Raw genomic sequence first — 14,804 nt, 5'->3', positions numbered from 1 at the left:
CAGTACGCTGTGGCAAGGTGTGCCCATTCTGCAAAGAGAGGAATAATGATGTTGAAGGCATGGCACCTCCCGGTTGCTCCGTTTATTAAGGAACAGCAGGAACGACTGATTATTACGCTATGGTTAAGCGGCGACGATCTGCCGCCGCGGGTCACGCTGCGCGCGGAAGAGGATAACGAAGAGCTGTCGCTGCCGATGCACCGCCTGCGGCAGGAGCCGCATCCGGGCGTGGTGGCGTGGCGCGGGGAAATCAGCCTCGTTAACGGGCAGCCGCGTCGCCGCTACAGCTTCAAGCTGCTGTGGGCCGACCGCCAGCTGTGGTTCACGCCGCAGGGGTTCAACCGCTTTCCGCCGGCGAGGCTGGAGCAGTTTGCGGTCGATCTGCCGGACAGCGGACCGCAGTGGGTAGCCGATCAGGTATTTTATCAAATCTTCCCTGACCGTTTTGCCCGCAGCGAGTCTCGCGAAGCGGGACAGGATGCGATTTATTACCATCACGCCGCCGGTCACGACATCGTACGCAAAGCGTGGGATGAACCGCTAACCGCCGAGGCGGGCGGCTCCACCTTTTACGGCGGCGATCTCGATGGTATCAGCGAGCGGCTGCCGTACCTGAAGCAGCTTGGCGTAACGGCGCTGTACCTGAATCCGGTATTTGTCGCCCCCAGCGTGCATAAATATGATACCGAGGATTATCGTCGCGTTGATCCGCAGTTTGGCGGCGATGCGGCGCTGCTGCGCCTGCGCCACCATACGCAAAAAGAGGGAATGCGTCTGATCCTCGATGGCGTGTTCAACCATAGCGGCGATTCGCATGCCTGGTTCGACCGCCACCAGCGCGGTAGCGGCGGCGCCTGCCATAACGCCGATTCGCCGTGGCGCGACTGGTATAATTTTTCCCCCGAGGGCGTTGCCCACGACTGGTTGGGATACGCCAGCTTGCCTAAGCTGGACTACCGGTCGTCGACGCTGATCGATGAAATCTATGGCGGGGAAGATAGTATCGTGCGCCACTGGCTGAAAGCGCCATGGAGCATGGACGGCTGGCGCCTGGATGTGGTGCATATGCTGGGCGAAGAGGGCGGGGCGCGCAATAACCTGCGCCATATCGCCGGCATTACCCAGGCGGCGAAGCTGGAGCGGCCGGACGCTTTCGTGTTCGGTGAGCATTTCGGCGACGCGCGCCAGTGGCTACAGGCCGACGTTGAAGACTCGGCGATGAACTACCGCGGCTTTACCTTTCCGCTGTGGGGCTTTCTCGCGAACACCGATATCTCCTACGATCCGCAGAAAATCGATGCGCAGACCTGTATGGCGTGGATGGATAACTATCGCGCCGGACTGTCGCACCAGCAGCAGCTGCGGATGTTTAACCAGCTCGATAGCCACGATACCGCGCGCTTTAAGTCTCTGCTCGGCAAAGATGTTGCCCGCCTGCCGCTGGCGGTGGTGTGGCTATTTAGCTGGCCGGGCGTGCCGTGCATTTACTACGGCGATGAAGTGGGCGTGGATGGCAATAACGATCCGTTCTGCCGTAAGCCGTTCCCGTGGGATCCGGCTTTGCAGGATGGCGCTCTGCTTGAACTGTACAAGCGGATGAGCAAGCTGCGTAAGGCCAATCAGGCGCTGCGCTACGGCGGCTGTCAGGTGATTTATGCCGAAGATAACGTGGTGGTGTTCGTGCGCGTCTATAAGCAGCAGCGCGTGCTGGTGGCGATCAACCGCGGCGAAGCCTGCGAGGTGGTGGTGGAGGATTCGCCGCTGCTCGACGTCAACGGCTGGCAGCTGAAAGAGGGCGCCGGGGCGCTACACGACGGCGTGCTGACGCTACCGGCGATCTCCGCCAGCGTCTGGTTTAGCCGCTAGTCGTAGAGCTGGCTCAGGCTTTCACTTTGCAAAATGGCTTCGCGCCACCAGCGCTGGGCCAGCCCGTCGTTGCCGCTGCGCCAGGCCATATAGGTGATATCTTTCTCGCGGCAGGAGATGACGGCCTTTTCGACCAGCTCGCCTTTTTCCAGCCACGGCCGGGCAATGTGGCGCGGTAAAAAGCCGCAGCCCAGCCCGGCGCGCAAGAGTTCGACTTTACTGGCGAAATCATCGACGCGGATTTGCGGCTGCTCGTCGAGCAGGTTGCTGTTGAGCGGATGGCAGTAGCGGGCGCTGTCGCTGATAACCACCGCGCGATGCAGGCTGAGCTGCTTATTGGTCAGCGGTTGGGTTGTTTCCGCCAGCGGATGCCCCGGCGCGATGACGAAAATATTGTCCATGGCGCCGAGCATTTTCCACGACCATTCGGCGGAGGTCGGCGGTTCATTGATCGCCCCGAGAATAATATCCGCGCCGTTGTGGGTGAGCTCTTCCCACGAGCCCGCAAGAGTATGGTGGGTAAAGTTAAGGCGGGTTTGCGGATGCTGGGCGTAGAACGCGTCGATCAGCGGCAGCAGCGCGCTAAACGGGAAAGAGTCATCCAGGGCGATTGCCAGATCCCGTTCCCAACCGGCGCTGAGCTGCACCGCCTGCTTTTCCAGATCTTTGGCGGCATTCAGCAGCAATCGGCCTTTCTCCAGCATCATTCTGCCCGTATCGGTAAATTTCGCCCGGTGCCCGGAGCGATCCAACAGAGTGATATTCAGATCGTTTTCCAGCTTTTGAATCATGTAGCTCAGCGCGGCAGGGGTTTTAAATAGCGATTCTGCGGCGGTGGCAAAAGAGCCATGTTTGTCCAGCGCGTCGAGAATCAACAGGACATCAAGGTTCAGGCGCATGCGTCAGCTTCCGGTAAAAAAGAGTGCCCCCGTTTTACCGGAGCGCCCTGTTCAATTCCAGTGAATAATTTAGAACGGTTAACCGTAAAAATTTGATAAACATAATTTCGCCCATCTTGTAATGGTTAATCGAATAGTCATAACTTTTCGCTTTGGAAATAAATCAGAAAAAAATCTTTAATAACTCGTTAGAAATTACTGACTATACTCACCATGCTTTATCAGTCAGGATCCAGACAGCACAACGGAAACGGTAGTATCTTTTTAACTCATTGATTAACAGGATATGTTATGTCTATTCGTGAACTGATCGATCCCTCAAACTCAGCGCTTATTTTTATTGACCACCAGCCGCAAATGTCTTTTGGCGTAGCCAATATTGACCGCCAGACCCTGAAAAATAATACGGTGGCCTTAGCCAAAGCGGGCAAAATTTTTAATGTTCCGGTGATTTATACCTCCGTAGAAACCAAAAGCTTCAGCGGCTATATCTGGCCGGAACTGCTGGCCGTACATCCTGATGTGAAACCTATTGAACGTACCTCAATGAATTCCTGGGAAGACGCGGCTTTTGTTGAAGCGGTAAAGGCGACCGGACGCAAGAAACTGATTATTTCCGCACTGTGGACGGAAGTCTGCCTGACTTTCCCGGCGCTGATGGCGCTGGATGCGGGCTATGAAGTTTACGTGGTGACCGATACCTCCGGCGGCACCTCGGTTGATGCCCACGAACGCTCCATTGACCGTATGGTGCAGGCTGGCGCGGTGCCGGTAACCTGGCAGCAGGTGCTGCTGGAGTACCAGCGCGACTGGTCGCGTAAAGAGACGTATGACGCAGTGATGGACCTGGTGCGCGAGCACAGCGGCGCCTACGGGATGGGCGTGGATTACGCTTATACCATGGTGCACGGCGCGCCAGAGCGTAAAGCTTAAATACACTTCATCCTTCAAGCTGCCTCTTTGTTGGCTTCGTTTGTCCGCCCCGGTCACTGACTCATGTCAGCTCCCGGGGACGAACAACCTTGCCGCCTCGACGCAGCATGAATGATTTTGTGTATTGGCATCATCCTTCAAGCTGCTTCTTTGTTGGCTTCGTTTGCCCGCCCCGGTCACTGACTCATGTCAGTTCCCGGGGACGAACAACCTTGCCGCCTCGACGCAGCGTGAATGATTTTGTGTATGGTCATGTATAGCGAATGGCGGCGGACAACCCGCCATTCCCTGAAGCAAGGAACTCTTAATGGCGCAACAGAAATCGGTGACCCTGGTGATCAGCCATGTGCTCGACCCGGAGCATGGCCAGCAGTATGAAGCGTGGCTGGGCAAAATTATGCCGATTGCGGCAGAGTTTCCCGGCCATCTTGGCGCAAACGTCATTCGTCCGGCCCCCGGGCAGAATTTATGGAGCGTGATTATTCGCTTCGACACCATTGAGCATCTTTACGCCTGGACCCAGTCGGAGACCCGCCGCCAGCTGGTGGCGGAAATTGCGCCGCTGCTGAGCGAAGGCGATCGTACCGAAGTCCGGACTGAACCGGCCTTCTGGTTTACGCCGCCCGCGGCGAACGTGCGCCAGCCGCGACGCTGGAAGCAATTTTTAATCACCCTGCTGGTGATTTTCCCCAGTACAAACCTGGTGCCATCAATAACCGGAATACTGTTGCCCTCGCTGAAGGGAAGCCTGTTGCTGCATCTGATCAATGATGCCTGTGTGGTCGCGCTGGTGGTCTGGTTCTGGATGCCCATCGTGACCCGTCTGTTTGCTGGCTGGTTAAAGAAAAACTGAGCCAGCCTCCTGAAGGAGTGCGTTATGTCGCAAACTGCCACACTGATCCTGACCCACGGTCGGGTTCATACTCTCGATCGTCAAAATCCCGTGGCCGATGCGGTGGCGATCGCTGACGGTAAAATTCTCGCCGTCGGTAGCCACGATCGGATCATGAGCTTTGCCGCGGACGGGACGCAAATTATCGATCTCAAAGGCCATACGGCGATCCCCGGCCTGAACGACTCCCACCTGCACCTGATCCGCGGCGGTCTGAACTACAATCTGGAGCTGCGCTGGGAGGGGGTTCCCTCGCTGGCGGACGCGCTGCGGATGCTAAAAGATCAGGCCGATCGCACGCCGTCGCCGCAGTGGGTGCGGGTGGTCGGCGGCTGGAGCGAGTTCCAGTTCGCCGAACGGCGGATGCCGACGCTGGAGGAGCTTAACGATGCGGCGCCGGATACGCCGGTATTTGTCCTGCATCTGTACGATCGCGCATTGCTAAACCGCGCGGCGCTGAAGGCGGTGGGCTACACCAAAGAGACCCCGGATCCGGCGGGCGGCGAGATCGTTCGCGACGGTAACGGCAACCCGACCGGGATGCTGATCGCCAAACCCAATGCGATGATCCTCTACTCGACGCTGGCCAAAGGGCCGAAGCTGCCGCTGGAACTTCAGGTCAACTCAACGCGGCAGTTTATGCGCGAGCTTAATCGTCTGGGGCTGACCAGCGCTATTGATGCCGGGGGCGGTTTCCAGAACTACCCGGAAGATTATGAAATTATTGAACAGCTGCACGCCAAAGAGCAGATGACCGTACGTATCGCCTATAACCTGTTTACCCAGCGGCCTAAGCAGGAGCTGGAAGATTTTGAGCGCTGGACCGATATGCTCAAGCCGGGACAGGGCACCGATTTTTACCGCGCCAACGGCGCCGGGGAGATGCTGGTTTTCTCGGCGGCGGATTTCGAAGACTTCCTCCAGCCGCGTCCGGATCTGCCGGAAGGGATGGAAGATGAGCTGGAGCGGGTGGTGCGCCATCTGGTTGAACACCGCTGGCCGTTCCGCCTGCACGCCACCTATGATGAATCCATCAGCCGGATGCTCGACGTCTTCGAGAAGGTGAATCGCGATATTCCGTTCAACGGGCTGCACTGGTTCTTCGATCATGCGGAAACCATCACCGAGCGCAATATCGAACGCGTTAAAGCGCTGGGCGGCGGCATTGCCGTGCAGCACCGTATGGCTTTCCAGGGCGAATATTTTGTCGACCGCTACGGTAAAGACGCGGTCAAACATACGCCGCCGGTCGCGAAAATGCTCGAGCTGGAGGTTCCGGTGGGTCTGGGGACGGATGCCACCCGCGTGGCGAGCTACAATCCGTGGACCGCGCTTTACTGGCTGGTATCAGGGCGTACCGTCGGCGGGATGGCGATGTACGACGACAGCAACCGCCTGCCGCGCGACGTGGCGCTGGAACTGTGGACGGCGGGAAGCGCGTGGTTTTCCAGCGAGCAGGGCAAGAAAGGGCGCATTGAGCAAGGCCAGCTTGCCGACCTGGTGGTGCTGTCGAAAGACTACTTCAGCGTCGCGGAAGAGGAAATCAAGGGGATCGAGTCGGTGCTGACGGTGGTGGACGGCAAGGTGGTGTACGCGGCGGGACACTTTTCGCCGCTGGCGCCGCCGCCCATTCCGGTGCTGCCCGAGTGGTCGCCGGTGGTGAAAGTTCCGGGCCATTACCGTTCCGCGCCGCCGACGGCCGCGAATATCGGCGCGATAGTTCAGATGCACCAGTGCTGCGGCAGCTGCGGCGTACATGGGCATCAGCATGATATTGCGCGCAAATCGGCGATTCCGGTTGCCGATGAGCAGGCGTTCTGGGGCGTTCTCGGCTGCTCCTGCTTTGCTTTTTAGCGCGACGGACGCTTATTAGTACCGGTAGGCCAATGAGAGCATCCACGCCCTCATTGGCCTTTTTCATTTTCTCGGATAGCGCTGATAAGACAATGTGTGTCATTCTGCTCCCTCTTCAAACAGTGAAGGTGAGAACATGGATGATCTACTGATCTTTGGCGCTGTGATTTTATTCTGTGGGCTGGTGGTTGGGCCGCTCGTGGCGATTGCCGCGCTCAGGCGCAGCGCGGCGGTCCGTGTGGAACTGGCGGCTTTGCAGCGTCGGGTTGAGGAGCTTGAGCTGCGCGGCGTTGCGCAGGCACCGGTGGCGGAGGCAAGTGGCGTCGTGCCGACTGCTCCGGAAGTCGTTGCCTCTGTTGACGCAACAGCGCTGGTAGAACACGAGCCATCACCGGCGCCCGTGGCGGAAGCCGTTGACCCATGGCTTTCGCAGCCGAAGCCAACGCCGAAGCCAACGCCGAAGCCAACGCCGAAGCCGGAGCAGATGGCGAAATCGGCTCCTGAAACCGAACAACCTTCCGCGTTTGGCGGGATGGTATCGTCATTGGTTCGTTGGTTTATGCAGGGTAACCCGCTGGCGAAGCTCGGGATCCTGCTGCTGTTTCTTGGCCTCTCCTTTCTGCTGCGCTATACCGTGGAACACGCTCTTTTCCCCCTCGAGTTGCGTCTGGTCGCGGCGTCGTTGTTCGCCATTGTCCTGCTGGCTGTCGGATGGCGGTTGCGGCATAAGCAACCGATGTACGCCCTGATCTTACAGGGTGGGGCAACGGGGGCGCTCTATCTCACCGTTTTTGGCGCCTTTCGCCTGTGGCAGATGCTGCCGATGACCCTGGCGTTTGCGCTGCTGGTGGTGATTTGCGCGGCGAGCGTAGGGCTGGCGATTGTGCAAAAAGCGCTCAGCCTGGCCATGCTGGCGAGTCTTGGCGGTTATCTTGCGCCGCTGCTGCTCTCTACCGGCGGCGGCAGTCATGTGGCGTTGTTCTCATTCTATCTTCTGCTGTCGGTGGGCATTCTTGCCATCAGCATCCGCCAGCACTGGCGGGAGCTTAATCTGCTTGGCCTGCTGTTTACCTTTGGCGTCGGTGGCCTGTGGGGGCTGAATGATTATCGGCCAGAGTATTACCTGAGCTGCCAGCTGTTCTTAATCGCCAATACGCTTATTTTTGGCGTGTTGAGCGTGGCGCTGTCGCTGCGGGCGCAGGAAAAGGGTAAGCAGATTATTGACGGCGTTCTGCTGTTTGCACCGCCGCTGGTCGGCTTTGGTATGCAGTACGCTATCACCCGGCATATGGAATACGGTCCGGCGCTCAGCGCGCTGGGCTACGGTGGCTTCTATCTGGCTTTAGCCTGGCTGGCACTGCGTCGCTACCCCTCTTTAGGGAAGCCGCTGGTACTGGCCGCGCTGGCGCTCGGCGGCGCATTTACCACCCTTGCTATTCCCCTTGCGCTTTCGGCTCGCTGGACCGCGATGGCCTGGTCGCTGGAGGGGCTCGGGATCCTCTGGCTGGGCGTGCAACAGCAGCAGCGGCGTATGAGCTATAGTGGGACTGCGCTACTCTTTTTGGCGGTTGGCAGCGCGCTCTGGGCGCAGGCAAATGACGCCACGCCGCTTTCTTTGCTGCTGATTTTCGCTGTACTCAGTCTTAGCTGGCTGGTCGCCGCCTGGCTGTGGCGAAGCATTGAAGTGCACACCAGTGGAGGACTGCTTTTGGGCGGGCTACTGTTCTGGGTGGTGGCGCTTGTCAGCGCATCGCAGCTGGCGTTGAGTAAAGACTCGCAGATTATATTTGGCGTGCTGGCGACGCTGGCCGCGTCGGTATGGTGCTGGCGCGCGGTTGCTGCGCGTTTAGTCTGGCAAGAGCTGGATGCCAGCAAATGGTTGTTGTGGCCAATGATGTTGATAGTGCTGTTTTATCAGCTATCCCAACAGCAGATTTTCGCTGCTGGCTGGCAAAATCTGGCCTGGTGCGCGGCGCTGCCCGCGGCGGTGGCGCTGCTCTGGCGTGATGGGCCTTCGCTCCCGCCGCGCATAAACAGGCTCGCCCACCTGTCGCTGTTCTGGATGGTGTTGCTGGCGCTGGCGATGGAGCTGTTTTGGTTTACCCGGGATTTGCCGTGGGGGATGTCGGCCTGGGCGAGTGGATTAATGATGGCGGCAGGCGGGGGGCTGATCTTCCTTGTCTCTGAAGCCGTTCATCGGCAAATATGGCCATTCCGGGTATGGCCTGGGTTGTATGCCTCTCAGGCCATGATACCGGTGGCGGTTGCGCTGGGATGCCTGCTAACGCTGACGAACGTGCAGGATGGTACGGTCTACGGTCAGACCTATTTGCCGTTGATTAACCCGCTGGAAGAGGGCGCCGCTTTCGCGCTGCTTGGGCTGACGATATTTTATCGCGTTTCGCGGCGTTATTTTCCGCTGCAGCTATCGGTATGCCGCCCCTGGCCCGCGGTCGCGCTGCTGGCGCTCGGCTTCTGGTGGCTGAATGGCCTGCTGCTGCGCGCCCTGGCCTGGTACGGCGAGGTGGCCTGGAATATAGAGGCGCTGTGGCATTCGCGCTTAATTCAGACCACTTTCGCTCTGGTCTGGACGCTGGCGGCGCTGGCGGTCATGCTGCGTGCGACGCGGCGACACTCCCGCCGCGAATGGCTGTGCGGCGCGGCGTTGTTAGGCGTTGTCATTGTGAAACTCATGCTGGTGGACAGCGCGCGCGGCGGCGGGCTGGCGCGCGCTGTCGCGTTTATCGGCGTGGCTATTTTGGTGCTGATCGTCGGGTATTTTTCCCCGTTACCGCCCAAAGCAGGAGAAGAAAAATGAAATGGATGAAAGCGGTGTTATGCAGCGTGCTGCTGGGCGTGACGGGCGCGGCTGTCAGCGGCGATGAAGCGCGAGAAAAACCACTGGACTATATGCAGGGGGTGATGCTGGAAACCACCGGCGCGTCGCCCTGGTATCGCGTCGAGCTTTCCCCGCTGCTCTATCAGGGGACGGCGTGGCCTGACCTGCGCGATGTGCGGGTATTTAACCATCAGGGAGAGACCGTACCGTTCGCGCTGCAGGTGCAGAAGGCGCAGCCCGTTACGCCTGAAGCGATGACGCTGCGGCTTTTCCCTCTGGAGATGTCGCCGGTTCCGCCGCGCGAAGAGGGGCGACGCGGCGGAGAATCGCTGGTCCTGCGTTCAACAACGGGGATCGAAATTCATCTGGAAACCGATGATGCGAAGGCGCTCGGGCAGAGCTACTTACTGACGCTGCCAACGGAGAAAACGGACGCGTTTGCGCTGGCTCAGCTGCGGCTGAACTGGGCGGCGCTGGCGGGCAGCTGGCAGGGGAAAGCGTCGGTCTATTCCAGTCGGGATTTGAAGTACTGGCGCCCTGTCCAGGAGGATGCGCCCCTTATGGATCTGGCGCGCGATAGCGATCGTTTGAAAATGGATACCATTAGCGCTGACCTGACGCTCTCCGCGGACGGGAATCGTTACCTGCTGGTGATCCTCGATTCGCAAAGCAAGGCGGTCGTGTTAAATAGCGTGACGGCCCTGGCCGAACGCAGAGAGCCCGAGTCTACGCGCATTGAGCTTGATGCGCAGGCGAACAAGATTTCAGATGAGGAAGCCGTTTGGCGCTGGGCCCGGCCTCAGCCGCTGACTTCGCTCAGGATATCGATGGCCAGCGAAGGGGTTCTGCCGGTCGCGCTCTCCTGGCGCAGCGGCGAAAAAGAAGCCTGGCAGCCGCTAACCAAAACCGTGCTGTATCGACTGGACGGCAAGCGTTCGGAGGATATTCAACTTTCAGGCCAGCCGGTTGAAGCGGTGCGGATCACAACGATTAACGCCCGATTACCGACGTCGCTGCCCGCGATAAGCGGTGCGCGAGACAAATACCAGCTGATTTTTAATACCCAGGGAAAAGGGCCTTATATGCTGGCCTGGGGCAACCGGGCGGCGCCAAAGGCAGATGTCGCCATGGACATGCTGATACCGGCGTCGCTGCGCAAAACGCAGGCTGTAAGCGATCTACCGCTGGCCGTCGCGCAGGAGAGCGTCACCCTCGGCGGTGAAGCGCGGTTGACGGCGACGTCGGCTACCGAGCAGCAGAGCGGCTGGAAAACGCTGCTGGTGTGGGGAGCGCTAATAGTGGGCGTCCTGGTGCTGGCGCTGATGGCGTGGCGAATCTGGCGCGAAGTGAAAAAAAGCGGCTCCGTATAAAACAAAAAAGGCTCGCATCTGCGAGCCTTTTGCCGAACGTACGCCGATTACAGGCTGGATACGTTCTCGGTCAGGTATTTAGCGACGCCTTCCGGAGAAGCGGCCATACCTTCTTTTCCTTTTTCCCACTGCGCCGGACAAACTTCGCCGTGCTCTTCGTGGAACTGCAGCGCGTCAACCATACGCAGCATTTCGTCGATGTTACGGCCCAGCGGCAGGTCGTTAACCACCTGGTGACGAACAACGCCGTTGGCGTCGATCAGGAAGGAACCACGCAGGGCAACGCCTTCGTCCGGGTGCTCAATACCGTACGCTTTCTGGATTTCGCGTTTGATGTCAGCAACCATGGCGTATTTAACCGGGCCGATGCCGCCCTGGTCTACCGGGGTGTTACGCCACGCGTTGTGGACGAACTCGGAGTCAAAAGAAACGCCAACCACTTCTACGCCGCGTTTCTGGAATTCTTCGTAGCGCTTGTCGAACGCGATCAGTTCAGACGGGCAAACGAAGGTGAAGTCCATCGGCCAGAAGAACAGAACGGTGGCTTTACCGCTGGTGTGCTGTTTGAAATTGAATTTCTCAACGATTTCGCCGTTACCTAAAACCGCTGCCGCGGTGAAGTCCGGAGCCTGACGAGTAACCAGAACCATATGATTCTCCTGTTAATACTAAGGTTAATTGGAACGCAACGCGGGCAAGTATAGGGAGAGGCGTCGGCGAACTCAACGTGACGCTGACAATCGATGAGATAGGTTTTGCCTATCAATCGTTATTTGAAACGGCTATTCAGAATAGTCTTTTGCCAAAAAAGCGCAATCTTTTACAGTTCACCTTTTTTCGCCTGCGCCATCATCTGCGGGTAGAAGCGCCAGAACTGCTGCTCAAGACGATCGTAATGGGTATCCAGATCCTGCCAGGAGTCGCGCAGGGCGTCCAGCCGCGGACGGCGGCTGGCCATACCGTTCAGAACCCGCTGAATAAACGCCATATCCCGATAGCGTTCAAGCCAGCGCTCTGACCACAGGTATTCGTTGAGATTGACAAAACGCGGCGGGGAATCGGGCAAAATAAACGTGACCTGGGCGTGGGCGTAGCGGACAAACTCCGGCAGCGGCAGCTCGGGCGACAGCTGCGTCCAGTGGCGTGACAAGAAATGGTCCCACATCACATCCAGCGTAATCGGCGCAACCCGGCGCGTTTCGGGACGAAACCACCCTTTGGCTTCGGTGACTTCGGGCAGGTTATCCGTCAGTACATCGATTCGGCGGTGCATAAAAATGCCCTCCACGACGTCAGCGGGCCACTCGCCGGCGGGGTCGCCGCGAACGAAATCGGCCAGTAAATTACCGGAAAGGGAGCTGTCAGCGAGATGGGCGAGGTGCAGGTGTGCGAGAAAATTCATGCGATTCGTTATCCGGATACGGCTAGTTGTTGCAGCGAAGAGGTGTGAGCACTAGACTAAGCCGCCTGTTTTTAAGTCATGAGTATATGCCATGCGCGTCGCTGATTTCTCCTTTGAATTACCCGAATCCCTGATTGCCCACTATCCCATGCCCGAGCGCAGCAGCTGCCGCTTGCTGTCATTAGACGGGCCGACGGGCGCGCTGACGCACGGTACTTTCACCGATTTACTCGACAAGCTCAACCTTGGCGATCTGCTGGTTTTTAATAATACCCGCGTGATCCCGGCCCGCCTGTTTGGCCGTAAAGCCAGCGGCGGCAAGATTGAGGTGCTGGTCGAGCGCATGCTCGATGATAAACGTATTCTGGCACATATTCGCGCGTCTAAAGCGCCGAAACCGGGCGCGGCGCTGCTGCTCGGCGACGATGAAAGCATTAAAGCGACCATGGTAGCGCGCCACGACGCGCTGTTTGAAGTTGAGTTCGACGACGCGCGCAGCGTGCTGGACATTCTCAACGCTATCGGCCATATGCCGCTGCCGCCGTACATCGATCGTCCTGACGAAGACGCCGACCGCGAGCTGTATCAGACCGTATACAGCGAAAAACCGGGTGCCGTCGCGGCGCCAACCGCCGGCCTGCACTTTGATGAGCCGATGCTGGCGAAGCTTCGCGAAAAGGGCGTTGAGATGGCGTTCGTCACGCTGCACGTGGGGGCAGGAACCTTCCAGCCGGTACGCGTAGACAGCATTGAAGAGCATATTATGCACTCTGAATATGCGGAAGTGCCGCAGGAGGTGGTCGATGCGGTGCTGGCGGCAAAAGCGCGCGGCAGCCGGGTGATTGCGGTGGGCACGACCTCGGTGCGTTCGCTGGAAAGCGCGGCGCAGGCGGCGAAAAACGACCTGATTGAGCCTTTCTTCGGCGATACGCAGATTTTCATTTACCCGGGCTATCAGTACAAAGTCATTGATGCGCTGGTGACCAACTTCCATCTGCCTGAATCCACGCTGATTATGCTGGTTTCCGCATTTGCCGGCTATCAGCACACCATGAACGCCTATAAGGCTGCGGTAGAACAAAAATATCGCTTTTTTAGCTACGGGGACGCGATGTTTATCACGTACAATCCGCAGGCTATTTTTGAGCGCCCATAAGAAGGCTGTCGCGCTGGCTATTTTGACGCCTTCAGGAATTTATTAGCTATGGAATCATTCCGTAGCGAGTCGTTAAACGTCAGACTGTTTTTCTGACGCGGGAGTGATAATGAAATTTGAGTTAGATACCACCGATGGTCGCGCGCGCCGCGGCCGTCTTGTGTTTGAGCGCGGCGTCGTTGAAACGCCAGCCTTTATGCCGGTTGGCACCTATGGCACCGTAAAAGGGATGACGCCGGAAGAAGTTGAAGCGACCGGCGCGCAAATCATCCTCGGCAACACCTTCCATCTGTGGCTGCGTCCTGGTCAGGAGATCATGAAGCTGCACGGCGATCTGCACGACTTTATGCAGTGGAAAGGACCGATCCTCACCGACTCCGGCGGCTTCCAGGTCTTCAGCCTCGGCGATATTCGCAAAATCACCGAGCAGGGCGTGCACTTCCGCAACCCGATCAACGGCGATCCGATTTTCCTCGATCCGGAAAAATCCATGGAGATTCAGTACGATCTCGGTTCCGATATTGTAATGATCTTTGACGAATGTACGCCGTATCCGGCGGACTGGGATTACGCTAAGCGCTCGATGGAAATGTCCCTGCGCTGGGCGAAGCGCAGCCGCGATCGGTTTGACGGTCTGGGCAACAAAAACGCGCTGTTTGGCATCATTCAGGGCAGCGTTTACGAAGATTTACGTGATATCTCTGTTAAAGGTCTGGTAGAGATTGGCTTTGATGGCTACGCTGTCGGCGGTTTGGCTGTCGGCGAGCCGAAGGAAGATATGCACCGTATTCTGGAGCACGTCTGCCCGCAGATCCCGGCCGACAAGCCGCGATACCTGATGGGCGTCGGTAAGCCGGAAGATCTGGTTGAAGGGGTGCGTCGCGGGATCGATATGTTCGACTGCGTCATGCCGACGCGCAATGCGCGCAACGGCCACCTGTTCGTTACCGACGGCGTGGTGAAAATCCGTAACGCGAAGCACAAGAGCGATACTTCGCCGCTGGATGCAGAATGTGATTGCTACACCTGTCGCAACTATTCACGCGCTTACTTGCATCATCTTGACCGTTGCAACGAAATATTGGGCGCGCGACTCAATACCATTCATAACCTGCGATACTATCAGCGCTTAATGGCTGGTTTACGCAAGGCTATTGAAGAGGGTAAATTAGAGAGCTTCGTGACCGATTTTTACCAACGTCAGGGTCGAACCGTTCCACCTTTGAACGTTGACTAATTTTAATAATGAGGGAATTTCAATGAGCTTTTTTATTTCTGATGCGGTAGCAGCAACCGGTGGCGCGGCGCAGGGCAGCCCGATGTCTCTGATCCTGATGCTAGTGGTGTTTGGTCTGATTTTTTACTTCATGATCCTGCGCCCACAGCAGAAACGCACCAAGGAACATAAAAACCTGATGAACTCCATTGCCAAAGGCGATGAAGTACTGACCAACGGTGGCCTGGTTGGGCGCGTCACTAAAGTCGCGGAAAGCGGCTACATCGCTATCGCGCTGAACGATACCACTGAAGTGGTCATCAAACGTGACTTCGTAGCTGCCGTTCTGCCGAAAGGCACCATGAAGGCGCTGTAAT

12 protein-coding genes are annotated in these 14,804 nt (G+C 58.0%); 9 read left to right on the top strand and 3 right to left on the bottom strand.

Going from position 1 to position 14,804, the window contains the following annotated elements; translation table 11 throughout:
• Positions 1–48 precede the first annotated feature (48 nt).
• Complete coding sequence (gene malZ, locus ABLU87_RS28635) at positions 49–1,866, top strand: maltodextrin glucosidase (RefSeq protein ID WP_025107190.1); 1,818 nt, start codon at positions 49–51, stop codon at positions 1,864–1,866.
• On the opposite strand, the gene ABLU87_RS28630 is transcribed toward malZ, so the two are convergent.
• Positions 1,863–2,765 (bottom strand): LysR family transcriptional regulator, encoded by a 903-nt coding sequence (locus ABLU87_RS28630; protein WP_014228151.1) that lies wholly within the window; start codon positions 2,763–2,765, stop codon positions 1,863–1,865. The two genes, malZ and ABLU87_RS28630, sit on opposite strands and share 4 nt — an antisense overlap.
• Before the next feature lie 291 nt (positions 2,766–3,056).
• Between ABLU87_RS28630 and ABLU87_RS28625 the strand changes: the two genes are divergently transcribed.
• From ABLU87_RS28625 to ABLU87_RS28605, 5 genes are all read left to right on the top strand, one after another.
• Entirely contained in the window at positions 3,057–3,698 is a 642-nt protein-coding gene (locus ABLU87_RS28625; RefSeq protein WP_004848179.1) for a hydrolase, read from the top strand.
• Between the two features lie 307 nt (positions 3,699–4,005).
• Entirely contained in the window at positions 4,006–4,551 is a 546-nt protein-coding gene (locus ABLU87_RS28620; protein ID WP_014228152.1) for an antibiotic biosynthesis monooxygenase, read from the top strand.
• A gap of 24 nt (positions 4,552–4,575) precedes the next feature.
• Positions 4,576–6,444: an amidohydrolase gene (locus tag ABLU87_RS28615; RefSeq protein WP_025107188.1), complete on the top strand. Its 1,869-nt coding sequence runs from the start codon at positions 4,576–4,578 to the stop codon at positions 6,442–6,444.
• A gap of 136 nt (positions 6,445–6,580) precedes the next feature.
• Positions 6,581–9,262 (top strand): DUF2339 domain-containing protein, encoded by a 2,682-nt coding sequence (locus ABLU87_RS28610; RefSeq protein ID WP_122116968.1) that lies wholly within the window; start codon positions 6,581–6,583, stop codon positions 9,260–9,262.
• A complete protein-coding gene (locus tag ABLU87_RS28605) occupies positions 9,259–10,653 on the top strand; it encodes a DUF3999 domain-containing protein (RefSeq protein ID WP_103814793.1) in 1,395 nt (464 codons plus the stop codon). The genes ABLU87_RS28610 and ABLU87_RS28605 overlap by 4 nt, the downstream gene beginning before the upstream one ends.
• Before the next feature lie 47 nt (positions 10,654–10,700).
• Here the strand turns inward: ABLU87_RS28605 and ABLU87_RS28600 are convergent, their stop codons facing one another.
• Both ABLU87_RS28600 and acpH read right to left on the bottom strand, forming a co-directional pair.
• Complete coding sequence (locus ABLU87_RS28600) at positions 10,701–11,303, bottom strand: peroxiredoxin (protein ID WP_004099418.1); 603 nt, start codon at positions 11,301–11,303, stop codon at positions 10,701–10,703.
• 170 nt (positions 11,304–11,473) lie between these two features.
• Positions 11,474–12,055 (bottom strand): ACP phosphodiesterase, encoded by a 582-nt coding sequence (gene acpH / locus ABLU87_RS28595; RefSeq protein WP_046877005.1) that lies wholly within the window; start codon positions 12,053–12,055, stop codon positions 11,474–11,476.
• Between the two features lie 91 nt (positions 12,056–12,146).
• Between acpH and queA the strand changes: the two genes are divergently transcribed.
• The 3 genes from queA to yajC all read left to right on the top strand — a co-directional run bounded on the left by queA (position 12,147) and on the right by yajC (position 14,803).
• The gene (gene queA, locus ABLU87_RS28590; RefSeq protein WP_102803667.1) at positions 12,147–13,211 is read left to right on the top strand and encodes a tRNA preQ1(34) S-adenosylmethionine ribosyltransferase-isomerase QueA; all 1,065 of its coding nucleotides are present in this window, start codon (positions 12,147–12,149) and stop codon (positions 13,209–13,211) included.
• 109 nt (positions 13,212–13,320) lie between these two features.
• The gene (tgt, locus tag ABLU87_RS28585; RefSeq protein WP_004129667.1) at positions 13,321–14,448 is read left to right on the top strand and encodes a tRNA guanosine(34) transglycosylase Tgt; all 1,128 of its coding nucleotides are present in this window, start codon (positions 13,321–13,323) and stop codon (positions 14,446–14,448) included.
• Between the two features lie 22 nt (positions 14,449–14,470).
• Positions 14,471–14,803 (top strand): preprotein translocase subunit YajC, encoded by a 333-nt coding sequence (gene yajC / locus ABLU87_RS28580; protein WP_004099423.1) that lies wholly within the window; start codon positions 14,471–14,473, stop codon positions 14,801–14,803.
• Position 14,804 lies beyond the last annotated feature (1 nt).

The organism is Klebsiella sp. CB_Kp196 (assembly GCF_040061575.1).
Taxonomy (GTDB): domain Bacteria; phylum Pseudomonadota; class Gammaproteobacteria; order Enterobacterales; family Enterobacteriaceae; genus Klebsiella; species Klebsiella michiganensis.
This window is presented reverse-complemented; position numbering and strand designations above follow the sequence as displayed.

Coding starts and splice junctions, on each gene's coding strand:
- malZ (WP_025107190.1), top strand. CDS start 49: ATGTTGAAGGCATGGCACCTCCCGGTTGCTCCGTTTATTAAGGAACAG.
- ABLU87_RS28630 (WP_014228151.1), bottom strand. CDS start 2,765: ATGCGCCTGAACCTTGATGTCCTGTTGATTCTCGACGCGCTGGACAAA.
- ABLU87_RS28625 (WP_004848179.1), top strand. CDS start 3,057: ATGTCTATTCGTGAACTGATCGATCCCTCAAACTCAGCGCTTATTTTT.
- ABLU87_RS28620 (WP_014228152.1), top strand. CDS start 4,006: ATGGCGCAACAGAAATCGGTGACCCTGGTGATCAGCCATGTGCTCGAC.
- ABLU87_RS28615 (WP_025107188.1), top strand. CDS start 4,576: ATGTCGCAAACTGCCACACTGATCCTGACCCACGGTCGGGTTCATACT.
- ABLU87_RS28610 (WP_122116968.1), top strand. CDS start 6,581: ATGGATGATCTACTGATCTTTGGCGCTGTGATTTTATTCTGTGGGCTG.
- ABLU87_RS28605 (WP_103814793.1), top strand. CDS start 9,259: ATGAAATGGATGAAAGCGGTGTTATGCAGCGTGCTGCTGGGCGTGACG.
- ABLU87_RS28600 (WP_004099418.1), bottom strand. CDS start 11,303: ATGGTTCTGGTTACTCGTCAGGCTCCGGACTTCACCGCGGCAGCGGTT.
- acpH (WP_046877005.1), bottom strand. CDS start 12,055: ATGAATTTTCTCGCACACCTGCACCTCGCCCATCTCGCTGACAGCTCC.
- queA (WP_102803667.1), top strand. CDS start 12,147: ATGCGCGTCGCTGATTTCTCCTTTGAATTACCCGAATCCCTGATTGCC.
- tgt (WP_004129667.1), top strand. CDS start 13,321: ATGAAATTTGAGTTAGATACCACCGATGGTCGCGCGCGCCGCGGCCGT.
- yajC (WP_004099423.1), top strand. CDS start 14,471: ATGAGCTTTTTTATTTCTGATGCGGTAGCAGCAACCGGTGGCGCGGCG.